Source organism: Spirosoma flavum, from assembly GCF_042686045.1.
GTDB classification, from domain to species: Bacteria; Bacteroidota; Bacteroidia; order Cytophagales; family Spirosomataceae; genus Spirosoma; species Spirosoma flavum.
In genome coordinates, this window is the sequence record NZ_JBHUOM010000002.1 from 1,142,042 (window position 1) to 1,166,627 (window position 24,586).

Here is a 24,586-nt window from a genome sequence, read left to right on the forward strand (position 1 = left end):
CTTATTTTTTCAATTGACTGGCGTGGGCAGGTAAATCATAAAGCGTTCCAACCATCCTGATTTGCCGATATAGCATAAAACTAACGACGAGCGCGAGCGATAGATACACGCCCGTATACAAGTAAAATGAATACGCAATGCCAGGCATCGGCGTTACAGCGTCGGCAGTCCGCATCACGCCTTGAATGATCCAGGGTTGTCGGCCCACTTCGGTAACGGTCCACCCCGCTTCAACGGCCAAAAAGCCTAAGGGCGTTGCCGCGGCAAATAGCGTTAGCAACCAGGAACTGCTCAGCCATTGTTTCTTCTTCCAAAGCGCTATAAAATACAGTCCAGACAAGGCCATCATCAGCATACCTAATCCAACCATAATCTGAAACGCATAATGGGTAATGGCGACCGGCGGCTGGTTTTCAACGGGTATCTGATCCAGTCCTTTTACTTCGGCTTTGGTGTCACCGTGAACCATAAAGCTAAGCAGGCCCGGTATCTTCAAGGCATAGTTGACCTGCTTCGTTTTCGAATCTGGAATACCTCCAATTAGCAAAGAAGCCCCTTTTTCGGTGTGAAAGTGGGCCTCCATAGCCGCCAGTTTAGCCGGTTGCCGCCGGGCCACATCTTTAGCCGATATATCACCACTCAGTGGCTGCAATAACGCGGCCACGCAGCCGAAGGAAGCCGCAATCTTAAAGGCCGTTGTATGGAATTGCTTGTTTTTATTTTTCAGAATCATGAAGGCGTGAACGCCCGCTACCGCGAAACCCGTAGCGACAAAGGCGGCTAAAGACATGTGCAGCGCCTGCGAAAACCAGGCATCATTAAACATAGCCTTGATAGGGTCAATGTTAAGGTATTGCCCGTCAACGTAGTCAAAGCCAGCAGGACTGTTCATCCAGGCATTGGCCGCCACCACCAGAATACCGGAAACCAAGCCGCTAACACCCACAATGACCCCTGTAACCCAGTGAAACCACGGATTGAAGCGGTCCCAGCCATAGAGGAAAAATCCCAGAGCAATGGCTTCAATAAAAAAAGCGGTCCCTTCCAGCGAGAAAGGCATACCAAAAATAGGTCCCGCCTGTTTCATAAACTGGGGCCATAACAAGCCCAGTTCAAACGATAACACGGTGCCCGACACCGCACCGGTAGCGAAGAAAATTGCAACGCCCTGACTCCAGGCCTTTGTTACGTTTTTGTATCTTATCTCTTTGGTTGTGAGCCAATAGTAATGCGCTACAGCCATAAAGAACGGCATGACCATGCCAATGCAGGAAAAAACGATATGAAAGCCCAGCGATAGAGCCATCTGAGAGCGTGCTGCTATAAAATCATCCATTGAAACTGCGCTGTTAGGAGATACTTTACCTTGCCGTTTACCAATAGGTAATCAATCAAAGAAAAGTCTACCAAAGTTACCCGCTAAATTGGGGGTATGAAATGATGAAACTGATCTTGTATAGGACAAATCAAAGGTAATGGGCTGACAAGACCATTTCGACAGTAATTTATCTATAGGGCCGTTTACGGATTAGTCTATCCAACCCTACTTCGTTTGTTTTTTACCTGACTATCAGCGTCTTTTCCATTGGTTACTATGGCCTCACATGTTCCGGTTTATCAACTTCAAGCGTTTCCCCGCCATCAGGCCGATGCCCCCTTTTATATGACACGGTTGGAAAAACTGGTGCAGGAATTTAAGGGAATCGATAAGCCGCACTCCCATACGTTTTACCTGCTGATGTGGATTAGTCAGGGGAGTGGTACGCATACGATTGACTTCAAAACATACACGATCACGCCACATCAGCTTTACTTTCTTACACCGGGACAAGTGCATAGCTGGCAATTATCGGCTGATGTGCAGGGGTTTAATTTGTTTTTCGATGCGCCTTTTTTTCAAAGTCGACTGGGTAACCGACTTTATCAATATCCATTTTTTCATTCACATCAACACCAGCCGCTATTGACGGTAGGTGAGCAGCATACATTCTTCGGTGAACTATTCAGGTTTGCCTATCAGGAATATGAACATGATCAGCCTAACCGGGCTGAGGTTTTTCAATCCTTCGTTCATATTATACTGGAATCTGCCAATCGACTCTATAGCGAGCCGTGGGTGGTTACCGAAACGCAGTTATATGATCGCATTCGCCAGTATGAAGAGTTGTTGGAGGCCCAGTTTCTACGTGTCCGGTCGGTAAACGACTATGCTGAACAAATGAGTCTGACGCCAAATTACCTCAACCATATTTGCAAGAAAGTGTTGGGCAAAACAGCCAGCCAGTTACTCCACGAACGCGTCCTTATTGAAGCGCAACGGTTACTCACACACACGACCCAGTCGGTGAAAGAAATCGGGTTTCAGCTAGGCTTCGATGATCCCTCGTATTTTGTCCGCTTCTTCAAAAAGCAGACCGGCCAAACACCCGCTGACTTCCGCCAGTAGACCTGTAAATATCACCGACCAACTACATGAAACAAACCCTCATTATCCTTCTACACGTGTTGCTCCTTTCTGTAGGCGGCTTTGCTCAACAGGGTAAAAAGCCGATCAACGAAACACATAAAGACATGGCCTTAATCAGTGCCAGGAACAAAAGCTTTCTTATGGGATGGAATAAGGAAGAGGCTGGTACTGAATGGGCTTGCTTCATCGGCAAACACAAAGTGAGCTTTACGTATGATTTTTACATGGATAGTACGCTGGTAACACAAGCCGATTATCAGGCATTAATGCACAAAAATCGATCAGCCCATAAGACGGGTAATGGTCGGTTGCCCGTGGAGAAAGTGACTTGGTATGAGGCTGTTTTATACTGCAATGAGCGGAGCAAAAGAGATGGCCTGGATACGGTTTATACCTATAGCGCTGTTGTCCGAACGGATACATCGGTGCTTGATCTTTTAACCCTTACCTATACAATTCAGAAAAACGGGTATCGTCTGCCGACCAATGCCGAGTATGAATACACCGAGAGAGCAACTAGTCAGGGCACTTATTTCTTTGCCGACACCGCTCAGAATATAAATGAAATCTCGAAAGACTATGCGTGGTCAGAATTGAACGCCAACAAAGAAACTCATCCGGTAGCTACTAAAAAGCCGCATCCGTGGGGCCTGTATGATCTTATTGGTAACGTGTTTGAGTGGTGCAGTGATTGGGAAGGTCCTTATCCACTGACGGATCAAATTGATCCTGTTGGCCCGCCCAACGGGAAAACAGAATGCGGTAACACGTTTATCGGCAGTGAGAAAAAAGTAGCCAAAGGCGGATCGTATAAAACCGATGTAAAAGGGCACATGCGCATCAATTATCATTTTAAGTGGCCCCCCGCCACCATTACGGGCGAAGTTGGATTTCGATGTGTGGCAACCAAAAAATAATACCCTTCACTGTACCTGATTTTAGTCGTAAATCAGCATAAGACGGCCACTTATGCTTAGCCAGCTTTAACGACTATTATTTACTCAGATTTTCCAGACACGGAAACTAAGCAGGCCAATTATCCTTTCTTAGTTTAGCGGTGCGGCAGTGCCGGTCAAGAAAAGCTGATCAAAACACCCGCTATCTGGCCCAGTTGATTGGTGGGTCTCAGTTACCCCACCATCAAATTCTTCACGCCATCAAATTATTTGGGAATAAAATAGCGCCGGTAATCAGGAAAGAATTAACCCTGGTAAAGGAAGAAATTAAGCCATGAAGATAGAGAAGGGCCAGAGAGTTATTCGGTTGTTTGATGAAAAACGACTAACTACCCAGGTAAACCCAAACGGAGTTCGTTTGCACAAGTCCCATCACTACGTACGTAATTAAGCGTCAAAATCGAAAGCGGGTACGCCAGTAATCCCGCAGTCGGGCAGGACAAACAAAGACCCGGCTAGCGGCTGCTCTTGCAACTCAATCTCGCTAAGGCCCTTCTTTGCCGTTGTAATATATAGATCGGTCAGGTTGCGGCCTCCAAACGTACAGGATGTTACGTTGGCTACGGGTAGTTGTAGGTGTTGCATCAGTTCGCTGGTGTGCGGGTTCCAGCGGGTTACCTGCCAGCCACCCCAGTGGGCAATCCAAAGCATTCCTTCACTATCGATGGTCATTCCGTCAGGATAACCTTCTTCCTCTGGAATGGTCAATATTATTTTTCCAGTGCCTATCAGACCGGTCTGCTTGTCAAATGGATAAGCCATGACCTTACCCGTAGGCGTATCGATGTAGTACATAATCCGGTGGTCCATACTCCAGGCCAGACCATTAGAAATGCTGACCTGATTTATTTTTCGGACAACTGCCAAGTCGGAATTTAACATATAAAGGCTTCCCGCTTTCGGCTCCTCGGTGAGCGACATCGTCCCGGCCCAGAATCGCCCTGCCGGGTCGCATTTTCCTTCGTTGAAGCGGTTGTTGGGTAACGCAGCCTCTGGATTGGCAATCATCGACACCGCCCCGGACTGTCTGTCGACAAAACAAAACCCATCTTTAACGGCCGCTACGAACCGCTGATCTGTTCGGCAAAGCGCAAGCGAGCCAATCATCTGATTAACCTGGATGGTTGTGTGGGTTTTCTGTGCTGGTTCGTATTGATGAATTTCACCGTTCAAAATGTCGATCCAGCAAATCAGGCTTTGCCTGGTATCCCATACAGGCCCCTCAGCTAACAGGCTCTGATGATCGAGTACGACACGAATTTGTGGGTTACTAGTTCTGGGCATAATCAAAGTAGTTGTTCATGGAGTTGAGATAGGTTCCTGTGAAAGTTACAGCTATGTAGAAAAACAAGTAATGGGTAGTTCCCTACTGTTCTACATGTGCCGGATGAGTGATAATAGATGAACGGGCCAGACTGGTAATTTAAGCAAATGGGGGTAAGTAATCGGGCAGATTAGAGTAGAAAATGCTGTAAACCACTTGGCAACTATACAAACTGTACTACCTGTTTTTCGATTTCTCCAGTAGCACCAATCCTTAGCCTAATCGATAAATAGGGTAAAAAGCAAAGTAGTTTTTGAATAGTCACTCAAAAACTGTTTATTTGAATGATCGCTCATTTACTCGCTTCATACTCGCTACTCGCTCTATGCAGGACATATTATATAAACAAGCTGATTCAATGGGGGTATCCCAGCGTACTGCCCGTCTGATACCCATAGATAGTTTGCGGGGGTTGATCATTATCCTAATGGCATTGGACCATGTCCGCGATTTTTGGAGCAGTTTCCCATATCGGCCAGATGATGTTTCGCAGACCTCTGTGTTCTTATTTTTGACCCGGTGGGTAACTCACTTTTGTGCCCCAACCTTCGTTTTTCTGGCGGGCATCAGTATTTTTCTGTATCAACAGAAACAAACCGACAAACGAGCCGTCAGCTTATTTTTGCTGAAGCGTGGGGTCTGGATGATTTTTTTGGAACTGGTCATTATTAACTTTCTCTGGCAATTCAGTTATCATGTTGTGTTTATTCAGGTAATCTGGGTTATTGGGTGGTCAATGGTGTCAATGGCCTTACTAATCTGGTTGCCACGCTGGAGCTTACTGGTTATAACGCTGGTACTCATTGGGGGGCATCAATTGTTGAGTACAATTGAACCCCAACAGCTTACCGTGAATACGCTGGGGTGGGTCTTTTTTCATAAACCTGCTTTATTTCTCTCCCTTGGTGATGGGTTGCCACCGCTATTTGCCGTTTATCCCCTTATTCCCTGGGTGGCTGTCATGCTGGCGGGCTATTTAATTGGCGCCTGGTTTATCAATTCGCCCGAGTACCGGAAACGTCATCTCCGTTGGCTGGGTTGGGGCTTACTACTATTTTTTGTGATCTTGCGGGCTACCAACGTCTATGGCGATCCTCATCCCTGGAGTGTGCAGAATAGAGGACTCATTTATAGTGCATTATCCTTCATCAACGTGAGCAAGTACCCGCCTTCCCTGCTATATCTGTGTTTGACATTAGGTGTAGCCTGTTTGCTCTTAGCGACTTTGGAGGGTGTTCAGAGCAGGGCCAGCCAACTTTTAATGGTCTTCGGCAAGGTGCCTCTTTTCTTTTACCTCCTGCATATTCCCCTTATCAATGCTGGGGCTATGGTCTGGACGTATATTGCTTTCGGGCGTCCGGTTAACTTCTTTTTCGCCCCTTCAAAGTCGTGGCCGTCAACCTACGAACCCCATTTATGGCGAACCTATGTTGTCTGGATCATTGTACTAACGGGCCTTTATGTTGCCTGCCGTTGGTACGGACGTTATAAACAAACTCATTCAAGCTGGTGGTTAACCTACCTATAATATGGCAAGACCTCCCAAATTTGATCGCGTTGTTATGCTGGATAAAGCGATGCGGTTATTCTGGCGGAAAGGCTACGAGCTGACGTCCATTCAGGATTTAACCCAAGCCCTGACGATTCATCCCGGAACGCTTTACGACACATTTGGTGATAAAAAGGCGTTATTCCTCGAAGCGTTCGACCGCTACGTAGAAACGGTTGGTTTTCCGATACTCACCGTACTTCAACAGCCAGAGGCAACGCTAACCAGTATCCAACTATTTTTTAGCGAACAATACCATCTCTTACTTTCAAACGAGGGAAAATGGGGTTGCTTAATAACGAATACGGCTATTGGGCTAGGCCCATTTGATCCTCTGGTAACCCAAAAAGTAGCTAACTATCAAACTACTGTCGAAACGATTTTCGTTCAGTTAATTGATAAGGCGCAAACGGTAGGGGAGATCAGTCCACGGTCATTAGAGTCTATCTGGGCGATGGCCCGGTTGTTAAACAGTTGTCTGCAAGGTATGCGGGTGGTGGCCCGAACCAACCCAGATGCCAAACAACTCGATGACATTGTTCGGGGTGTTACCAACCTTTTGACTGACCTAAGCGGACAGGACAGGTGATTTTTACTACTGTTGACCCTAAACAAAAGCCGCAATGCACTAATGTAGATTGTTCGTGTCTGCTTAACCAATCAAATGCTTCTCGTTACTAAAATCATCGTACAAAAGTTGATGTATTCGTTATGTGTTACCTAGTTCCTTCTGAAAATCAAGCAACTGGATGAGTAAGCGCTACTAGTCCAGACTCGGCTCCGAGCAAAGCCTGACGTGAGTACTATTTCATGAGGTGACCCTAAAGAAATAGTACTCACGTCATTCAGTTTCTGCAGTTGCGCTGCCGTAAGTGTTACATGGAGCGAGGCTAAATTATCGTCCAGTTGCTCACTTGTACGAGGACCAATAATGATTACAGTGGATAGCGTTGACTGGTCGCGCTTCTGACGTATCCAGGCCAGTGCTATAGCCAAAACTTTCGTATTATGCTCTTTTGCAATGGCTTCGAGAGTATCCAGAATTTCAGTTTCACGGGCGGTGGTTTCAGCTTTTAACAGGTAACCATTCTAGGCTTCCTGTCGGTTGTTTTTGTCTGTTACCGCTGATCGGTATTTACGCGTAAGCGAACCTCCGGCAAGTGGTGACCAGAAAGTGACACCTAATCCTAACGCTTCGGCCATTGGTATTTATTTTGGTGGTGGAGGATTTGGCGAAAATTCACGGTCTACCGCTGCGGCCCGGTCAACGCCCATAAAAGCATCAATGTAAGTGAGAACCGAAGCTTCGTTGGAGCCTGAACTAGTAATCCAGTAATCTATCCATTCACTCAATTTGATAAACTAATCAAACCGTCTATCGTTACTAACCCTAGGCAATTCATCGCTTTATTTACTTCGTTATCTGCCCATGAAAGCAGCCGTATTTCACAAAGTTGGCGACATCCGTACTAACCCTAGGCAATTCATCGCTTTATTTACTTCGTTATCTGCCCATGAAAGCAGCCGTATTTCACAAAGTTGGCGACATCCGTTATGAAACGATGGAGGATCCCAAAATCGAGCAGTCACGGGATGTTGTTCTGCGCGTTACCTCAACCGCCATCTGTGGGTCTGATCTACACATCTACGATGGTTTCCTGCCCCAACTTCGTAACGAAGTGTTAGGCCATGAGTTTATGGGTATCGTTGAGGAAGTTGGTTCGGGGGTGTCCAATCTCAAAAAGGGGGATCGGGTTGTTGTTCCTTTTACCATCGCCTGTGGCAAGTGTTATTTCTGTGATCATCATCTGGAAATGCACTGCGAAAACTCTAATCCCGAATTTTATGGGCCAGATGGTGGCTTACTTACCGAAAAGGGTGGGGGCCTATTTGGCTATTCTGACCTGTACGGAGGGTACAACGGCGGACAGGCGGAATACGTCCGGGTTCCCTTTGCCGACTACGGTCTGCGCCATGTTCCTGAAGGACTAAAAGATGAGCAGGTGCTTTTTTTGACCGATATTTTTCCCACCGGCTGGAGCGCCATCGAATGGGGCGCACTAAAAGGAGGAGAAACGGTGGCCATTTTTGGGTCAGGACCCGTAGGACTCATGGCCCAAAAATCGGCCTGGTTACAGGGAGCCGGCCGCGTAATTGCCATTGATCCGGTAGAGTATCGGCTGGAACGAGCCCGGCGAGTCAATAAAGTAGAAACGCTTAATCCCAACGAAGTGGACGTTGTCGATGCCATTCGGAGTATGACCGAAGGGCGCGGGGCTGACCTTTGCGTGGACGCTGTGGGCATGGAAGCCGACCGTAATTTTCTGGAAAAAGCCAAAGCCGTTATAAACCTGGAAAAAGGAACCCCCAAAATATTAGAGTTATGTTTTCAGGCCGTCCGGCGGGGAGGCATCGTATCGGTAGTTGGGGTATATGGTACTCCTTTCGATAATATCTCGATTGGCCGCATGTTCGACAAAGGCGTTACCGTCCGCTTCGGGCAGTCGTTTGTACACAAGAACATCGATCATCTGCTGGATCTGGTCGTGCAGGGTAAAGTCGTCCTGGATGATATCGTCTCACACGTGTTGCCTCTGGCAGAAATTTCGCGGGGGTATGATATCTTCAAAAAGAAAGAAGATGACTGTACCAAAGTGATTCTAAAACCCTAACCAATTTTTACCCCTTACTAACTCAACGGTGGAAACGTCAAATAATGGTAAAACAGCCCTGATTACGGGTGCATCCAGCGGTATTGGTCGAGAACTAACCCGGCTCTTCGCCAAAGATGGATATAATCTGGTGCTGGTGGGTCGCGATAGCGATGCCTTGCAGCTTTACAGTAATAACTTACAGAATCAATATGGCACTCAGGTGACGTTGATTCAAAAAGACCTCGCTAATCCATCAGCACCCACCGAAATCTATGCTGAGACCACCGGGCAGGGTTTACAGATCGACGTTCTGGTTAATAATGCAGGCTTCGGTGAGTACGGTATGTTTGCCACCGAAACAGACATTCAGAAAGAGCTGGGTGTGGTGCAGGTCAATGCGGTAGCCCTGATGCACTTGACCAAACTGTATCTTAAAGACATGGTTAGCCGCAACGAGGGCAAGATTCTGATGTTGGGTTCTGAAGCATCGGTAGCGCCTAACCCCATGATGGCCGTTTACGGAGCGACGAAAGCGTTCATCAAATCCTTTTCGGAAGCCATCCGCAATGAACTGAACGATACGAACATTACGGTGACGGTACTTATGCCGGGGGCTACCAATACAGATTTCTTTAAAGTTGCCGGCGCCACCGAAGCGAAAGGAGCCGATCCGAATAAAACAGCCGATCCAGCCGCTGTAGCTAAAGAAGGATATGATGCGTTGATGAGTGGAAAAGACCACGTAGTAGCCGGATGGATGAATAAAGCACGGGTTGCCATGGCGCACGTGCTGCCCGACCCGTTGGTGGCCGCTAGTGCGCGCCGGGACATGATGCCTAAGGAGCAAGCCGAACAACAGCAGAAGCAAACCCTGACAATTGCTCTGGCGGTTAGTGTTGCTGTGCTAAGTGGGTGGTGGTTACTGTCTCGTAGCCGTTCGCCAATAATTCCCAGTGACATTTACAGCAAGGCCCGGTCGGGCCGGAAATCCTTTCATGCTAAAGCATCGCAGGCGGGTCATTCCACGCGAAAGGCGCTGGCTTCTGTTAGCGATTCGGTGCAAGAAGCGTATCAACAGGCCAAATCAGCCGTCGTTTAAATAATAGCGTATTTGTTGAAAAATGAATCGGTATGGCAACCTACCGACCATATTACTCGGTGTTTGCTCTGTCGAACCGCTTATATTAAAAGACCTATAGGGAAAAAAATCACCTGTAGGTCTTTTAATATAAGATCACTGGTCAATGGTGTCTACTGCGGAGTTTTACGCCAATATGCATCAACTCCAAAACATTGAGGAACAAGTATATATTATTGGCAAGGGTAAGAGGATAAAGTACAAAAAATGATCAGCTTATGTCGAACCGATTTGCAGGCCAGGTAGCGATTGTCACGGGTGGAGCCGATGGTATCGGCAAGGCCATTGCCCGGCGGCTGGCTTCTGAGGGAGCTACTATTATTCTGTTCGATATCAGCCAAATGGCTATCGAACGAACCCGAACCGAGTTTGCTGACCAGGGCTATTCGGTAACGGGCTACACCGTCGACATCTCGCAGGAGCGTTCGGTTGAAGAGGCCATTGAGCAGGTGCAGGAAACGTTCGGTCGGCTCGATATTATGGTCAATTCGGCGGGAATTGTGGGGCCTACCAGCACTAAAATTACTGATTACGACGTAGCGGACTATGATAAAGTTTATGCTACTAATCTACGGGGAGCCTTCCTTATGACGAAATATGCGATACGCGCTATGGAGATAAACAACTACGGCCGGATTTTGCTACTGGCTTCCATTGCCGGTAAAGAAGGGAATCCATTTATGGCGGGTTACTCGTCCATGAAAGCCGGAGTAATTGGTCTGGTCAAAGGTATCGGCAAAGAGTACGCCCAAACGGGCATTACAGTGAATGGATTGGCTCCGGCCGTGATTAGAACGGCCATGAATGAAAATACGGCACCTGACCAACTGGCCTACATGACGGCAAAAATACCAATGGGTCGCCTAGGCACGGTGGATGAGGTTGCGGCTCTGTCGGCTTGGATCGTCTCGCCGGAAGCCAGTTTCAATACGGGCTTTATCTTCGATATTTCGGGCGGACGGGCTACGTATTGATTAAATCTATAAAGAAAGCCGATCCAGCGATTAAGGGTTGCAGTCAGTTTCGTGAACGGTTTGACATTCAGTTTCTACAACAGTAGTGTTGCTTCCCTACCACGCCCTGAAAGTGACATAATTTTAACTTTTCGATTCTTACAGCGCGATGTAAGCCTACTCGCTGAGCCTAAATTCTGTACAATTACAAGTGTTTAACAGAGTTGTAGATAGGTTGAAATAAGTTATCACTCATAAAAAGCTGTCCTTTAGTATTGAAATGAATATCATCTTTGTAATATTCTTTTTTTATGGCTAGATCTAATTCACTTATTATTTTTCTGTTTCTACCAGTATAAAAATCTATAATTAGTTTACCTTTTTTGTTGTATTGTCCATTGGTAGTTTCCTGGATATCAGGATGCATATATATTAATAGGGGTATATTCAATTTGTTAGCCAAACTATCAAGATTTGAGAACCCACTACTTAATTTCTGAGTGTCTACTTCTTGCGTTTCCACTTTCTTAGCAAATATATTTTTAAACGCATTTAATCCTTTCTTAATTAATTTGATAGTTCCAAATTTATAGTTTTTGCCGGGATGCGTATCACTTACATCGACAATTTTTTCAAATGTCATAGGATCATAGGCATCACCACTATTACAAATATAAACTATCAAATCAGCGCTGAAAGTCCCGTATTTCTTTAAATAAGCATATATGTTATCTGGACCCCATGTGTAGGAAGATATGTTTAAGACCCTGATATTCCTTCCTAACTTTTTGTTTAAATTATTCTCTAGAAGGGTCGAAGCTAAATCATCTTGATCGATTGTGTTTCCTCCGTTAAGAATAGAATCCCCTATAAGTAACACTACAGATGTGTCGTTTTTATTAATTGATTTGCTCCTCATGGAGTACTCATTCGTCATAAAATCATTTCTGTATATTTTGGTTACTTGGTTAGGCTTATGAATATATTCAAATTCTTTACTTTCTATAAATAATGGATATTGATGTAATCCATAGTATCGCGTAGCAAGTTCAGTAAGAATTAAAATAAAGATGATTAACAGAAGGATATATTTTGACTTCTTCATCAGGATAATTGACTTTGTTGGTGTGGTGAAAAAACAAAGGTATGGAGCGTGTTCTTCTTTTGTAATGCTTAAGTAGTACAGTAAGTTGGCCGTCCTATAGTGGATTGCAATTTCTCAAATTTTTTGTATAAAATGCAACAGGAATAGATTATTTTAGACAGTTGGTACTAGTGAAGTAGTTTGTTGATTTATAAAATAATCCCTAATGAGTGCCAACTCTTTTTACCAAGGAAGGCTTACCTTAACCTCGGGCTTTCACTATGACACCCTCTCTTGAACTCATGAGTGAATGAGTGAACATACATTCAGGGCCGAAACCTTTGACTACACCAGACGGTTATTCGACCTTACCTTATAGTATGCCATGTCGGCTTCCAAACCAACCATTTTAATTACCGGTGTTACTGGCCAGATTGGCGGTGATACCTTGCGCCAACTTCGCGATGATCCTACCATTACCCTGGTTGCAGCGGTGCGCTCCCTAGATAAAGCTCAGTCATTTGACCAGCAGGGAATTCGCACGGTCACACTCGATTTTGACAAAGAAGAAACCCTCAGGCCGGCCTTGGAAGGCATTGACCGGGTGCTGTTAGTTACTGGCTACACTGTTGATATGCTGCGACAGAGCAAAGCGTTTCTGGATCAGGCTCATCAGGCGGGCGTTTCGCATATTGTTCATCTAGGGGCGTGTGGACGAGATGACACAACCGTTGCACACTGGGCTTGGCATCAGTTAGTCGAACGCTATATTGAGTGGTTGGGTTTCTCATTCACGCATTTACGTCCGGAGACATTCATGCAAAACCTGTTGAGCTACGGTGGTACAAAAGTGGTGCAAAACGGATTGATTAAACAGTATGTGGGGGGAGCCCGTCTAAGCTGGGTAGATGCCGAAGACGTGGCGCTGGTAGCTGCTCAAGCGTTGATACACCCCGAACGACACATGAGTAAGACCTACAGGCTTGGTTACGATGCGAAATCTTATGATGAGATTGCCCATGTTATGACTCAGGTACTGGGGAAACCGTTTCGGTATGAGGCCCAGGCACCGGAGATTTTTCTGGAAGCTATGCAAAATGCCGGCGCCGATATGGCTTATATGCATTGCGTTTATGATCATTATAAGCGGTATGCCGCTTATGCCATTCCTGGTGCTGACGAGGTCTTCGATAACTTCCCTGCTATAACGGGGCTTGCAGCCACTAAATGGGAAGCATTCGTAACGAAACATCGGGCCTCCTTCGATTATTAAACGCCGGATTCATCCATTCTTACGCGACTGAGATGAGATGGCCTACTGAAATGAAAACAGTACTCCACGGCCAAAGGCGGTACAGTACTGTTTTCATTTCAGCTAATAAAGTGTGCCGAAACATTTCTTCAAAAAGCCGCATTAATAGAGAAACTGGAAGTGCCTTTCAAGCACTTTTTCAGAAAATTACTGGTAGCAAAGCCCATGTTTGGCAGGTTTCTTTCAGCGTATAACCCAAAAATTTCGGGATTCCGCTACATAAATTGGGGATTCCGCCAGATAAATTTGTCGGAGTAACCATCTTGAAACAATTTTGGAATACCAATACTCAACAGGTACAAATCTATAAGTTACTAGTCTATGAACTTTAATTTTCCGTTAAGTTTTACGGCATTGCGGTCCGCCGTATTGAGCCTGCTAGCACTAGGGCTGTTATCATCGCGCCCCTTGCAACCGCCACCTGGCGATAAGCCCGAGGAGAACCGCTTTACAAAGATTGTTCTGGCCGAAAGCCTCGACGAACCCATGGAGATGACCTTCCTAAACGACGGTCGTATTCTGCTTATCGAACGTAAAGGTGCTCTGAAAGCTTACAATCCGGCAACAAAAGCAATGACTGTAATTGCTACCATTCCCGTTAGTACAAAGTATACCGCGAAAGATGGCCGTATTACCGAGGCAGAAGACGGTTTGCTGGGGATTGTTGCCGATCCAAATTTTGCGCAAAACCATTGGATATACCTGTATTATTCCGAACCGGGTGACGTTGCCAAAAATCTCCTGACCCGCTATGAGTTGCGGGGCGATGAGTTGGTGATGAACTCAAAAAAAGTACTTCTGGAAGTAGCTACCCAGCGCGAGCAATGCTGCCATACGGGTGGGGGTATGGTCTTCGATGACCGGGGAAACTTGTTTTTGACCACTGGTGACAACACATCACCGCGCGATACGCCATTTAATCCCATCGACGAACGGGAAGGCCGTGGCCCGTGGGATGCCCAGAAATCGTCGGGCAATACGGCCGATCTACGGGGTAAAATTATTCGGATCCACCCCGAAACCGACGGTACGTACACCATTCCCGACGGTAATTTATTTCCAAAAGGTACCGAAAAAACCCGTCCCGAAATTTACACGATGGGACACCGCAACCCCTGGCGTATTTCGGTTGATAATAAGACGGGTTACATCTATTGGGGTGAAGTCGGCCCCGACGCCAGCAACGATTCGACGGGGCGTGGTCCTCGCGGCTTCGATGAGTTTAACCAGGCAAAAGGACCGGGAAACTTTGGGTGGCCTTACCTTATTGGTAACAACAGCCAGTATTCCTACTACGACTTTGCAGCCGCCAAAGCTGGAGAGGCCTACGATCCGGCTCATCCGGTCAATCGTTCCCCAAACAACACTGGTCTGAATGACCTTCCACCGGCGCAAAAAGCCCTTATTTGGTATCCCTACAGCAATTCAGCCGAGTTTCCGATGATGGGCCGATCCGGGCGTAGCGCAACTGGTGGCCCCATATTTCATAAATCGGACTTCACCAATGCCAAACGGACATTTCCGAGTTATTACGAAGGGAAATGGTTTATCGTGGAGTTTATGCGCGGCTGGATTATGACCGTAACACTGGATGAGCAGGGCAATTACAAATCTATGGAGCAGTTTCTGCCCAACGAGAACTTCAGTAGTGCCATCGACATGAAGTTCTCGCCCGATGGCGATCTGTATGTGCTCGAATACGGCAGCGCATGGTTCCGGGGTAATGACAATGCCCGAATTGTCAAAATTGAATACAATGGGGGCAATCGTCCCCCACTGGTGCAGGCGTCGGCTACCAAAACGGGGGGCGCCATTCCCTTCGATGTAGCGTTTTCTGCCAATGGCACGAAAGACTACGACGGCGACGCGCTAAAGTATAGCTGGAAGGTAACCTCCAAAGCAGGTCCTGCCAAAATGTTCACGCAGCCTAATCCAATGGTGACGTTCGATAAGCCGGGTATTTATCAGGCCACGTTGCTGGTAACGGATGCAAAAGGAGCCAAAAGTAGTAAGTCGATCGAAATTAAAGCGGGCAATGAGCCGCCCCTGGTCGCCTTCGATGTTAAGAAAGGTAACAAGTCGTTTTTCTTCCCCAATCAGCCCATCGACTACGCCGTTCGTGTGAATGATAAAGAAGATGGGAGTTTGGCAAACGGAAAAATTGCGCCGACTCAGGTAGCCGTGAGCATGGACTATCTGCCCGAGGGTTTCGACCCAATTGAGGTGGCGCAAAACCACCGGGGCACAGAAACGGTTGCTCGTTATGCAACCGGCCAGCAGCTAATCAGCCAGAACGATTGCAAGTCTTGCCATATGATCGACAAAAAGTCGGTTGGGCCCAGTTACATCGACGTGGCTAAAAAATACAAAAGCGACCCGGCGGCTGTTGACCGACTAGCCAAGAAAGTTATCAGCGGTGGCGGTGGCGTTTGGGGCGATCACTCCATGAGTGCCCACCCGCAATTGACCACCTCAGACGCTACGGCTATGGTCAATTACGTCATGAGTCTGGGCGAAAAGCCAGTGGCCGCAAAAACGTATCCAGTGCAGGGAAGCTTTTCTCCGAAAGTACCGGAAGGTGAAAACGGTAAAGGCGGGTTTGCCCTGCGGGCTTCCTACACCGATCGGGGCACGAAGCTGATGAAACCTGTCTCGTCGGAAAGTGTGGTAATCTTGCGTAATCCGGACGTGTTGCCCGAAAACGCTGATCTCAAAAAAGGAACTCAATTTACTATTACGCCTAGCAAATCGTTTTTGGTTATTGGCAATGATTCATACATTGGCTACAACCAACTCGACCTGACGGATATTGGACAGATTGACCTTCTGGTACAGGCAACGAGCCGGGTTGGTGCTGTTGGCGGTAATATAGAGGTACGACTCGACTCACCAACTGGACCGTTGGTTGGCAAAACAACTGTGGTCAAGGTATCAAATCCGGCCTTCCCCGGTGCCGCGCCAGCCAGCACACAACGCCCAACGAGCACATCGGCAACGGGTGCCGCTACCCCTCCGACCAGCACATCAGTAACAGCTCCGGCGGGTGGCACACCCGACCGAGCGGCTATGATGCGTCGAATGTCGCAGAAGATGACCGCAACGATTACGCCGACAACGGGTATGCATACGATTTTCTTTGTGTTCAAGAATCCACAGGCGACGGCTGATCAGGTGCTCATGCAAGTCGTGACAATTCAATTTATGCCTGCCGGGCAGACGGCCTCCACCGGAACCGGCCACTAACCCCTTTTTATACATCCATGAATAACCGCAGAGATTTTCTTAAGAACGCCGGGGCATTGACCCTGGGTGGATTGATTTTGCCACAACTGACCCGGGCAGAAGAATTATTTGGGCCGACAGCGTCGCGTCCGATCGGTATTCAACTGTTTACCCTGTTTCGGCAGATGAACGAAGACCCGCGAGGGACGTTGCAGCAAATTGCGGCTACCGGGTATAAAGAGGTCGAATCCGCTTTCAATACGCGGGGTGGCTACTATGGCTATAAAGCTAAAGAGTTTAAGGCACTGGTTGGGGATTTAGGTATGACATGGCGGGCACACCATGCCGGTGGTGCTCCTCGTCGTCCCCGGCAAACACCTCCGGGAAGCATGACAGGAACAGCTGGTGCAGGCGCCCCTACACCGGGTGCTCAGGCTAACCCAATGCCGATGAACATGCCGCCTATGCTCAACCTGAGGGACAACTACCAACAATTAGTTGACGAAGCAACCGAAGGCGGGCTGTCTTACCTTGTCTGTTCGAGTACGCCTGTGAGTACGGTGGAGGAAATCAATAAATCCATTGAAGTGTTCCAGAAAACCGGCGAGGCTGCCAAAAAAGCCGGTATCGGTTTTGCGTATCACAACCACTCGACGGAGTTTGATGCGGTTGAAGGCGGGAAAACACCTTACGAGTTGATCCTGTCGCAAACTGACAAAGACCTCGTCAAGATGGAATTGGATCTGGCCTGGGCTACGAAGGCGGGTAAAGACCCGGTCGAGTTGTTCAAGGGGCAACCGGGTCGCTTTCCGCTCTGGCACATAAAGGACATTAAATCCGACCTGAAAACTATAACGGAAGTAGGCAATGGCGTTGTTGACTTCAAGCACATTTTTGAGGCCGCAAAAATAGCCGGCCTGAAATATATCTTTGTCGAGCAAGATATGGCACCGGGAATTGAAAACGTTCAAACCAGCTACAAGAATCTGACAAAGGTATTGGCTTGAGCCGGTCATTAAAAGAAATGAACAAATAGAAACGGGGCTGATAAGCAACGCCGTACTAAAATCGAGTTCATAACTGGTTCTAAGCCACTATCCTTCAACAATTGTTAGAGGACAGTGACTTAGAACCAGTCGTGTTTTCTGCAAGTGCCGATAAAAGCTATCTGACTATAGAAAAACGAAGGATAGAAAGGCACTACAGCGTCAGCCGTTGGCGATCTTTCAACAAAGCGTCGCGCAATTTAGCGTAGGGTAACTGTTGAGGGGACACCTTATTGTCGATGGATAGAACGGCTGCGGTAGCGGCTGACTGTCCCAGAATCATAAATACCGGCTCCATACGAATTGACCCGTAGGCAATGTGCGAACTCGACAGACAGACCGGCACCAGCAGATTTTTACACTCGCTTTCTTTAGGCAAAATGGACCCATACGCAATGGAGTAAGGCTGCTTCGGATGAACCCCAATATCACCCTCATTCTGCACGAAGCCATCATCCCGGACGTAGCGCTGGGCATTGTGAGCGTCGAGGGAATACGACCCCATACCAATCGGATTCGGCACGGTGGTTTGGCCTAACGCGTCGGCTTCTTTCATGACGTAGCTGCCGAGCATACGCCGGGCTTCACGGACATAAATCTGATGGGGCCAGTTGTCATTATCCGTAAATTCATCTTTTGCCAGTCCCCAGGGTTTCATGTCTTCCCGAACATCGGCTGGAACGCGGGGATCGTTGGCCATAAAATACAGCAATCCCTGTTGGTAAATCTGGTGTTCAAGGATGATTTCCTTCCGGCGTTCATAGGTGGCGTCGGGATAGTCGTAGTTTTTGCCGATATAATCAGAACTGAACGGGCCGTGGTTGTTCGTGTCGGTTTTTCGGTTTGGAATTGGGTCGAATTTGTTGAAGGTTTCACGCCAGCCGCTATCAAATACGCGTCCCAGCAATTCATAGCGGGCCGGGTCATAACCTGCTGGTTTTGGGAATGGGACCCGATTGTCTGGATTGTTGCTGAAGCACATCCGAAAGCAATATGCCTGAATTTTATTGTCGCCCGCGCCTTTCTCGCCCGGTCCACTGGTCGCAATTTCGGGGAGCAGTCCACTTTTTGGGTCGCCTGCTATTTTGTAGGGACTGATGTTATCTTTGAAGTAGTGGCCATGCTGAAATACATTCGGCTCGACTCCATTCCAGGACTCGCCGTAAACACTGTTGGCTTCCCGGCCTACGTGGTACTGAACACCCGCAGCCGCCATCAGGTCACCTTCGTACGTCACATCGATAAACATTTTCCCCTCGTAGACTTGTCCATTTAGAGTACGAAACGACTGAATGGCACCCGCTTTTTTGGTTACTCCCTTCGCTGATCGGTCGAGCCACTCGTTGCGATAAACAGTAATCGCGTTCTCCCGAACCAAATCTTCGAATACCTTTTCGGCTGCATGGGGTTCAAAAATCCACATGGTACGGGAATTACCGTCGATAGCGGGCGTACCCTGACCTTTATTACCGTATTCGTCTTTCTTCTGCCATTTCCAGGCCGAATCCTGCTGGTAATGCTGGTAAAGCCGCTGATAAAATTCCCGCGATAACCCACCGATAACCTCTTTGTTACCCGTATCAGTGAATCCCAGCCCACCAGACGACAGGCCCCCCAGGTGTTTATCGGGCGAGACAACGATAACTGATTTCCCCATCTTCTTGACTTGTACGGCCGCCGTCACAGCGGCACAAGTGCCCCCATAAATAATCACATCGGCCCGGCGAACTGCGTTTGGCTTAGCGGCATTCGTATCAATTGGAACAGTCAATAGAACGATAAGGCTACCAAATAAAAATTTCATTCCAATCCAGCGGGCGGTCTGCTGGCATTGTTCAGGCAGGTTTCTAAAAAAGGGCTGTTTCATTGAAAAACGGGCTATAGAAGGAAATAGAATTCACGTGTTTTGTGACAAGATAAGCTTAATAGAGTTTCGGAAATGGCGCTTAGTAACCCGGGTTCTGATCGGCGGGCTCAATGTCCGGATTATTGTCGATTTCCTGAATAGGGATAGGCCAAAGCAGGTGAGCCGTAGCCACATCTTTCCCTTTGGCGGCTTTGATAATCGCTTTTAACCGATCAGTGCCTAACCGCTTAAGGTCGTGCCAGCGTTTGAACTCCAACATGAATTCGTAGGCTCGTTCCGTTAGCACCAGTTCCCGGAATGCTGTTGCGGTTAGCCCTGTAGCCAACAGATCGACGGGAGAAGCTGTGGTAGATGGATAGCCATACGCCCGCCGATGAACCATGTTGAGCCGTTCCAGGGCCAGCGGAGTCGGGCCGCTACCCGCCTGCGAAGCGGCTTCGGCATAAATCAACAGGGCGTCGGCGTAGCGCAGGATTGGGCAGTCACTCCCTACGTTTACGGCGTTAGGGTCCTTGTATTTGCGAAAACCGAGTGGTTCGGCAGCTGGCAGGCTGGTTAGAACGCCTGCCCGGTTGGGGTACGTACTAAACAGGTTAAAGCTTTTTCGCAGGTCTTTGTCATCCCAGTTTTTAATGAGTGGCAGATCAGGCTTGCTAAAATGGGCCCGAACGCCCCCCGGTGCGTTAGGATTGTCAGCCGGGTATAAATAAGCTACGTAATTCCAGCCCTGCGTCGCCAGCTGAGCATATTTAAGGTAAAAGATCTCCTCGGTGGTAGTGACTAGCGAAGCGCCGTACAATCTTTCAAAATCGTCGGATACCTTAACCTCTACCAGCGAGTAGGCTTTCGACAGAATTACTTCATCGGCTTTGTCACGGGCTTCGGCCCAGCGTTCATTGGTCAGGTAAACGTCGGCCAGCAGGGTCTTGGCTGCCCATAATGTTGGTCGTCCTATTTCTTTCGTAGTGGCGGGCAGAGTTTTCTCCGCTTCCAGCAAATCAGTGATGATTACTTTGTACACCTCGGCTACCGGCTGACGTTTGCCACCCAACTGATTCAGATCTTCGGTTGGCTCGGTATGAATGGGTACCGCTGCGTAGTTTCGAATGAGATTATAGTAATTGAGTGCCCGTAGAAACCGGGCTTCGCCCAGAATCGGATTGCGGTCTGCGTCGGCCATAGCAATGCCCGGCGCGGTTTTCAGGATAATGTTAGCCCCATTGATTGCCTGATAAATTTGACCCCAAATGGCGTTTGTCCGGGCAATATTAGTCCCATCAAGTCCCTGGTATTCACTAACGGGCGTTTGCGTACCACGCGAAATGAGATAATCCGTTAACCCTTCCAACTGAGCCGGGTAATTCGTTCCGTAATAATTACCATTACGCATGATCGAATAAACCGCGTTTAAGCCCGCAATAAGGTCGGCCCGCGATTGGTAGAAATTAGCCTGTGACAGATTGGCCCGTGGGACTTCTGTCAATACGTCTTTGCAACCGGGCAATGCCAGTAAACTTAGACTGGTTATAACTATGAGAAATCGTTTCATGGATAAGAGACTGATCTATAGGCCGATGCGAACACCGAGCGTGGTGAGTTTGGTGTTAGGATAACTGTTCTGATCGATACCAAGGCTAACATCGCCCCCCTGCGTACTAACTTCCGGATCATACCACGAATAGCTGGTTAGCGTCAGCAGGTTCTGGGCACTCAGGTAAATTTGCGCCGACCGCAACCACGGTAAGCCTAACTTGGCGGCAGGCAGGTTATAGGCCAACTGAATATTTTTAAGCCGTAGATACGATCCGTTTTCTACATAGCGATCCGATGCCCGAAACTTGGTGTTCACACTGATTTTAGGGTACTTGGCGTTCGGGTCGGGATTCGCGGCCTGCCAGTGGTTAGCATACAGGTCTTTCAACTGGTTTTCGCCAAAATTGAAACTGTTGGCGTAACTGGCCGCATTGAAATTGAAGATATCGACGCCCTGAACACCCTGAAAGAAAACGGTGAGATCGAAGTTTTTCCACGAAATAGTTGAGTTGAAACCGTAGGTAAACTTCGGATTGGGATTGCCGATAACGGTTCGGTCATTGTCGTTGATAACGCCATCGCCGTTAATGTCTACAAATCGGATGGCTCCCTTTTCGTCCAGCCCATTCTCTTTAAAGCCATAGAATACCCCCACCGGCTGGCCTACCCGAACCAGATTGACCGGAACACCGAGTGGGTTAGCCAGCGTGGTACCAAACACATCGCTGCCGCCCGACAGTTGCAAAACCCGGTTCCGATTGGCGGATGCATTGGCTGACACATCCCAACGAACCGGACCACGCAGTACATTGGCCGATACCGATACCTCAACCCCCGCATTGCGAATGCTGCCAATGTTTCGAGTGGTTTGGCTGTAGCCCGAACCGGGTGGTAACGGAACTGTTGCCAGCAGGTCAGTCGTATTTTTGACGTAAAAATCCAGGGTTAGTTGTAGCCGGTTTTGCAGAAATCCCGCGTCCAGTCCAATGTTCGACTGCGTTGTTGTTTCCCATTTCAAATCGGGGTTCGACAGGGCAGTACCCGGCGCATAACCGATGGTCAGATCATTGCCGAAAATAGTCTGGTAGGAACTTAACTGATTGAGCGTCTGATAGGGAGAGAGGCCCGTATTGCCCGTTTTACCCCATGAGCCACGTAGCTTCAAGTCCGATAGCCAGCGCGTATTTTTAAGAAATGGCTCCTCAATCAACCGCCAGCCAAGGGCCGCTGATGGAAAATAGCCCCACTTATTATTCTCTCCAAATCGCGATGACCCATCGGCTCGTAAACTGGCGGTCAGCAGGTATTTGTCGGCAAACGAATAGTTGAGCCGACCCAAATATGACAGCAGTGACCAGTCGCTATACGACGAACTTGGGATACCGGGTGAACTGCCAGCCTGAAGGGAGTAGTACTTCAGGTTATCATTCGCGAAACCCGTTGCCGACGCGCTGAACCCCTGATTGGTTTGTTTCTGGTACGTAAAGCCGCCAAGTGCTGTTAGGTTATGCCGATCAGCCAGCGTTTTGGTGTAGGTCAATGTGTTCTCGTTCAGGACATTCAACTGGTCGGCGTACGATTGCGAAGCCGAACCGGTTGGCGTTAAATCGGTCAGTCGTCGGGATGAGTATGTGTTGCCTTTCGTTTTGTCGCTTTCGATACCAATCGATGTTCGAAACAATAAGCCCGTCACCACCTGATACGTGAGCGCCATATTGGCCAGCGTATAATCACGCTGTGTCTGATTGTCAACCTCCTTCGCCAGCGCCAGTGGGTTACGTAACACATTGGGACTGAATGTATACGGCACTACATTGCTATAATTGCCGTTGGCATCAAGGGGTGATACCGTTGGTGGAGCCACCAGTACAGCTGACGTAACCCCCTCACCCCGGCTCGTATTTTCGCCACTAACCAGATTCCGGTTTGTGCGACTCAACACCAGTGAATAGGCCAGACTCAGCCGGTCATTAACCTTATGATTGATGTTGGCGCGGGCACCCGCTTTCCAGTAGTCCGAACTTAGCACAATACCTTGCTGACGCAGGTAGTTGGCGGATGCCGAATACTGCAACTTATCGTTGCCGCCCGAAAACGTCAACACATGATTTTGCATGGGAGCCTTTCGGTATAACTCCCGCTGCCAGTTGGTCCCCTGACCGAAGTTATTAATTTGGTCGTTGGTAAAATAAGGAGTCAGCCCATCATTGCTGGCCCGCTCGTTGGCAAGCTCGGCAAATTCGCGGGCGTTGAGCAACGGAATCTCCTTAATGGCTTGCTGAACGGCGTAGTAGCTATCAATGTCAATTTGCCCCTTACCCGATTTGCCCCGGCGAGTCGTCACGATAATAACGCCGTTGGCACCACGCGAGCCGTATATGGCCGTAGCAGAGGCATCTTTCAAGACATCAATCGACTCAATGTCGGCAGGATTAAGGGCTGAAGGTGTGCCTGCCAGAGCGAACCCATCAACCACGTAAAGGGGATTGTTGCCGCCAACAATAGAATTACTACCCCGAATTCGTACCGTAACGGCTCCACCCGGCTGACCAGAATTCTGCGTGACCTGCACGCCAGCCGCACGCCCCTGCAATGCCTGCGTAACCGTAGTTTGCGGGAGCGCGTTCAGGTCTTTCGCTTTGACCGAGGCCACTGAACCGGTCAGGTCACTTTTCTTCTGGGTGCCGTAGCCAACCACAACCACCTCACTGAGAGTCTGGTCGTCGGGAGCCAGCCGAACATCAACTACAGGCCGATTTCCAACGGCGATTTCCTGGGTTAGGTAACCAACAAAAGAGAATACCAGCGTTAGTGAGGCCGGCCCAGCCGCCGGTTCAGGAATGCTTAACTGATAGCGACCATTGGCGTCGGTCGTGGTGCCCCGGTTGGTACCTTTTACGACTACGCTTACGCCCGGCAGAGTCTCACTATTATCGGTAGCTCTTACGGTACCGTTAACGGGAATATCTTTAGGGACTGTGCTGACCAAAGCCGCTCCTGGTGGTGCTGTTACAGCGTTTAATAACTCGCCGGTCGCTAGTGCCTGATCAGTAGAAGACGTTACCGGATAGCGGAAATCGCTGGCTGACGTTACTGGTTTACGGGTAAGCACCACCCATGTACCCGGTTTCACCTGTTTGTAGCGTAAATTGAAGGGCTTCAGTAAACGACTTAACGACTTTTCCAACGTTGTGCTACCGGCCAGCGCGTCGGCGGGCACGGTTAGATTGGCAATGGTGCGATCTTCAAACAGAATGTCGGTCTGGTATCGCGTTTTTAGGTCATTTAATACGTCGGCCAGTCGGCGGGTGGCCACAACGGGAGACGTAAGGGTAGTTCGGGGCTGTTGTCGGGCCATTGCAAACGTCTGGCCACTGGCGGGGTGTAAACCGCTCAGCAACGCGCCGACGAATAGAATTGGCATCGTAACGGGGTACAAACATGAACGCATAGACGAAATTTTATAAGGATAAGGGAGTCA

Annotated in this window: 18 protein-coding genes; 11 read left to right on the plus strand and 7 right to left on the minus strand. The window is 48.4% G+C overall.

Translation table 11 applies throughout. The features are described 5' to 3' along the window. Position 1: 1 nt before the first annotated feature. Positions 2 to 1,336 (minus strand): cytochrome ubiquinol oxidase subunit I, encoded by a 1,335-nt coding sequence (locus ACFS25_RS10255; RefSeq protein WP_381499577.1) that lies wholly within the window; start codon positions 1,334 to 1,336, stop codon positions 2 to 4. A 258-nt stretch (positions 1,337 to 1,594) separates the two neighbouring features. Here ACFS25_RS10255 and ACFS25_RS10260 point away from each other — a divergent pair, with 258 nt between their 5' ends. Both ACFS25_RS10260 and ACFS25_RS10265 read left to right on the plus strand, forming a co-directional pair. After that, a complete protein-coding gene (locus ACFS25_RS10260; protein ID WP_381499579.1) occupies positions 1,595 to 2,446 on the plus strand; it encodes a helix-turn-helix domain-containing protein in 852 nt (283 codons plus the stop codon). Between the two features lie 26 nt (positions 2,447 to 2,472). Beyond that, positions 2,473 to 3,384: a formylglycine-generating enzyme family protein gene (locus ACFS25_RS10265; RefSeq protein ID WP_381499582.1), complete on the plus strand. Its 912-nt coding sequence runs from the start codon at positions 2,473 to 2,475 to the stop codon at positions 3,382 to 3,384. Between the two features lie 426 nt (positions 3,385 to 3,810). On the opposite strand, the gene ACFS25_RS10270 is transcribed toward ACFS25_RS10265, so the two are convergent. Next, the gene (locus ACFS25_RS10270; RefSeq protein ID WP_381499584.1) at positions 3,811 to 4,707 is read right to left on the minus strand and encodes an SMP-30/gluconolactonase/LRE family protein; all 897 of its coding nucleotides are present in this window, start codon (positions 4,705 to 4,707) and stop codon (positions 3,811 to 3,813) included. Positions 4,708 to 5,072: 365 nt separating this feature from the next. Here ACFS25_RS10270 and ACFS25_RS10275 point away from each other — a divergent pair, with 365 nt between their 5' ends. Both ACFS25_RS10275 and ACFS25_RS10280 read left to right on the plus strand, forming a co-directional pair. Further along, complete coding sequence (locus tag ACFS25_RS10275; protein WP_381499587.1) at positions 5,073 to 6,275, plus strand: DUF1624 domain-containing protein; 1,203 nt, start codon at positions 5,073 to 5,075, stop codon at positions 6,273 to 6,275. Between the two features lies 1 nt (position 6,276). Continuing rightward, complete coding sequence (locus tag ACFS25_RS10280) at positions 6,277 to 6,885, plus strand: TetR/AcrR family transcriptional regulator (protein WP_381499590.1); 609 nt, start codon at positions 6,277 to 6,279, stop codon at positions 6,883 to 6,885. 131 nt (positions 6,886 to 7,016) lie between these two features. Here the strand turns inward: ACFS25_RS10280 and ACFS25_RS10285 are convergent, their stop codons facing one another. Beyond that, complete coding sequence (locus ACFS25_RS10285; RefSeq protein WP_381500850.1) at positions 7,017 to 7,376, minus strand: aldo/keto reductase; 360 nt, start codon at positions 7,374 to 7,376, stop codon at positions 7,017 to 7,019. A gap of 31 nt (positions 7,377 to 7,407) precedes the next feature. Here ACFS25_RS10285 and ACFS25_RS10290 point away from each other — a divergent pair, with 31 nt between their 5' ends. From ACFS25_RS10290 to ACFS25_RS10305, 4 genes are all read left to right on the plus strand, one after another. Next, positions 7,408 to 7,587: a hypothetical protein gene (locus ACFS25_RS10290; protein WP_381499592.1), complete on the plus strand. Its 180-nt coding sequence runs from the start codon at positions 7,408 to 7,410 to the stop codon at positions 7,585 to 7,587. Positions 7,588 to 7,810: 223 nt separating this feature from the next. Beyond that, positions 7,811 to 8,968 (plus strand): zinc-dependent alcohol dehydrogenase, encoded by a 1,158-nt coding sequence (locus ACFS25_RS10295; RefSeq protein ID WP_381499595.1) that lies wholly within the window; start codon positions 7,811 to 7,813, stop codon positions 8,966 to 8,968. Positions 8,969 to 8,996: 28 nt separating this feature from the next. Further along, a complete protein-coding gene (locus ACFS25_RS10300) occupies positions 8,997 to 10,049 on the plus strand; it encodes an SDR family NAD(P)-dependent oxidoreductase (RefSeq protein WP_381499597.1) in 1,053 nt (350 codons plus the stop codon). Positions 10,050 to 10,306: 257 nt separating this feature from the next. Then, a complete protein-coding gene (locus tag ACFS25_RS10305) occupies positions 10,307 to 11,062 on the plus strand; it encodes an SDR family NAD(P)-dependent oxidoreductase (protein WP_381499599.1) in 756 nt (251 codons plus the stop codon). A gap of 184 nt (positions 11,063 to 11,246) precedes the next feature. On the opposite strand, the gene ACFS25_RS10310 is transcribed toward ACFS25_RS10305, so the two are convergent. Further along, positions 11,247 to 12,146 (minus strand): hypothetical protein, encoded by a 900-nt coding sequence (locus ACFS25_RS10310; protein ID WP_381499601.1) that lies wholly within the window; start codon positions 12,144 to 12,146, stop codon positions 11,247 to 11,249. 364 nt (positions 12,147 to 12,510) lie between these two features. Here ACFS25_RS10310 and ACFS25_RS10315 point away from each other — a divergent pair, with 364 nt between their 5' ends. The 3 genes from ACFS25_RS10315 (at position 12,511) to ACFS25_RS10325 (ending at position 17,666) form a co-directional block, all read left to right on the plus strand. Then, entirely contained in the window at positions 12,511 to 13,398 is an 888-nt protein-coding gene (locus ACFS25_RS10315; RefSeq protein ID WP_381499604.1) for an SDR family oxidoreductase, read from the plus strand. A 360-nt stretch (positions 13,399 to 13,758) separates the two neighbouring features. After that, positions 13,759 to 16,680 carry a PQQ-dependent sugar dehydrogenase gene (locus ACFS25_RS10320; RefSeq protein WP_381499605.1) on the plus strand — a complete coding sequence of 974 codons (2,922 nt, stop codon included), beginning with the start codon at positions 13,759 to 13,761 and terminating at the stop codon, positions 16,678 to 16,680. A 17-nt stretch (positions 16,681 to 16,697) separates the two neighbouring features. After that, positions 16,698 to 17,666 (plus strand): sugar phosphate isomerase/epimerase family protein, encoded by a 969-nt coding sequence (locus tag ACFS25_RS10325; RefSeq protein WP_381499607.1) that lies wholly within the window; start codon positions 16,698 to 16,700, stop codon positions 17,664 to 17,666. A gap of 193 nt (positions 17,667 to 17,859) precedes the next feature. On the opposite strand, the gene ACFS25_RS10330 is transcribed toward ACFS25_RS10325, so the two are convergent. From ACFS25_RS10330 to ACFS25_RS10340, 3 genes are all read right to left on the minus strand, one after another. Beyond that, a complete protein-coding gene (locus tag ACFS25_RS10330) occupies positions 17,860 to 19,509 on the minus strand; it encodes an FAD-dependent oxidoreductase (RefSeq protein WP_381500854.1) in 1,650 nt (549 codons plus the stop codon). Between the two features lie 142 nt (positions 19,510 to 19,651). Next, positions 19,652 to 21,121 (minus strand): RagB/SusD family nutrient uptake outer membrane protein, encoded by a 1,470-nt coding sequence (locus ACFS25_RS10335; RefSeq protein WP_381499608.1) that lies wholly within the window; start codon positions 21,119 to 21,121, stop codon positions 19,652 to 19,654. A 15-nt stretch (positions 21,122 to 21,136) separates the two neighbouring features. Next, the gene (locus ACFS25_RS10340) at positions 21,137 to 24,556 is read right to left on the minus strand and encodes a SusC/RagA family TonB-linked outer membrane protein (protein WP_381499611.1); all 3,420 of its coding nucleotides are present in this window, start codon (positions 24,554 to 24,556) and stop codon (positions 21,137 to 21,139) included. Positions 24,557 to 24,586 lie beyond the last annotated feature (30 nt).

Excerpts from the sequence above, each read along its gene's own strand:
- ACFS25_RS10325 (WP_381499607.1), top strand. The coding sequence starts at position 16,698 with ATGAATAACCGCAGAGATTTTCTTAAGAACGCCGGGGCATTGACCCTG.
- ACFS25_RS10305 (WP_381499599.1), top strand. The coding sequence starts at position 10,307 with ATGTCGAACCGATTTGCAGGCCAGGTAGCGATTGTCACGGGTGGAGCC.
- ACFS25_RS10280 (WP_381499590.1), top strand. The coding sequence starts at position 6,277 with ATGGCAAGACCTCCCAAATTTGATCGCGTTGTTATGCTGGATAAAGCG.
- ACFS25_RS10265 (WP_381499582.1), top strand. The coding sequence starts at position 2,473 with ATGAAACAAACCCTCATTATCCTTCTACACGTGTTGCTCCTTTCTGTA.
- ACFS25_RS10335 (WP_381499608.1), bottom strand. The coding sequence starts at position 21,121 with ATGAAACGATTTCTCATAGTTATAACCAGTCTAAGTTTACTGGCATTG.
- ACFS25_RS10315 (WP_381499604.1), top strand. The coding sequence starts at position 12,511 with ATGTCGGCTTCCAAACCAACCATTTTAATTACCGGTGTTACTGGCCAG.
- ACFS25_RS10255 (WP_381499577.1), bottom strand. The coding sequence starts at position 1,336 with ATGGATGATTTTATAGCAGCACGCTCTCAGATGGCTCTATCGCTGGGC.
- ACFS25_RS10310 (WP_381499601.1), bottom strand. The coding sequence starts at position 12,146 with ATGAAGAAGTCAAAATATATCCTTCTGTTAATCATCTTTATTTTAATT.
- ACFS25_RS10260 (WP_381499579.1), top strand. The coding sequence starts at position 1,595 with ATGGCCTCACATGTTCCGGTTTATCAACTTCAAGCGTTTCCCCGCCAT.
- ACFS25_RS10270 (WP_381499584.1), bottom strand. The coding sequence starts at position 4,707 with ATGCCCAGAACTAGTAACCCACAAATTCGTGTCGTACTCGATCATCAG.
- ACFS25_RS10330 (WP_381500854.1), bottom strand. The coding sequence starts at position 19,509 with ATGAAATTTTTATTTGGTAGCCTTATCGTTCTATTGACTGTTCCAATT.
- ACFS25_RS10340 (WP_381499611.1), bottom strand. The coding sequence starts at position 24,556 with ATGCGTTCATGTTTGTACCCCGTTACGATGCCAATTCTATTCGTCGGC.
- ACFS25_RS10275 (WP_381499587.1), top strand. The coding sequence starts at position 5,073 with ATGCAGGACATATTATATAAACAAGCTGATTCAATGGGGGTATCCCAG.
- ACFS25_RS10320 (WP_381499605.1), top strand. The coding sequence starts at position 13,759 with ATGAACTTTAATTTTCCGTTAAGTTTTACGGCATTGCGGTCCGCCGTA.
- ACFS25_RS10295 (WP_381499595.1), top strand. The coding sequence starts at position 7,811 with ATGAAAGCAGCCGTATTTCACAAAGTTGGCGACATCCGTTATGAAACG.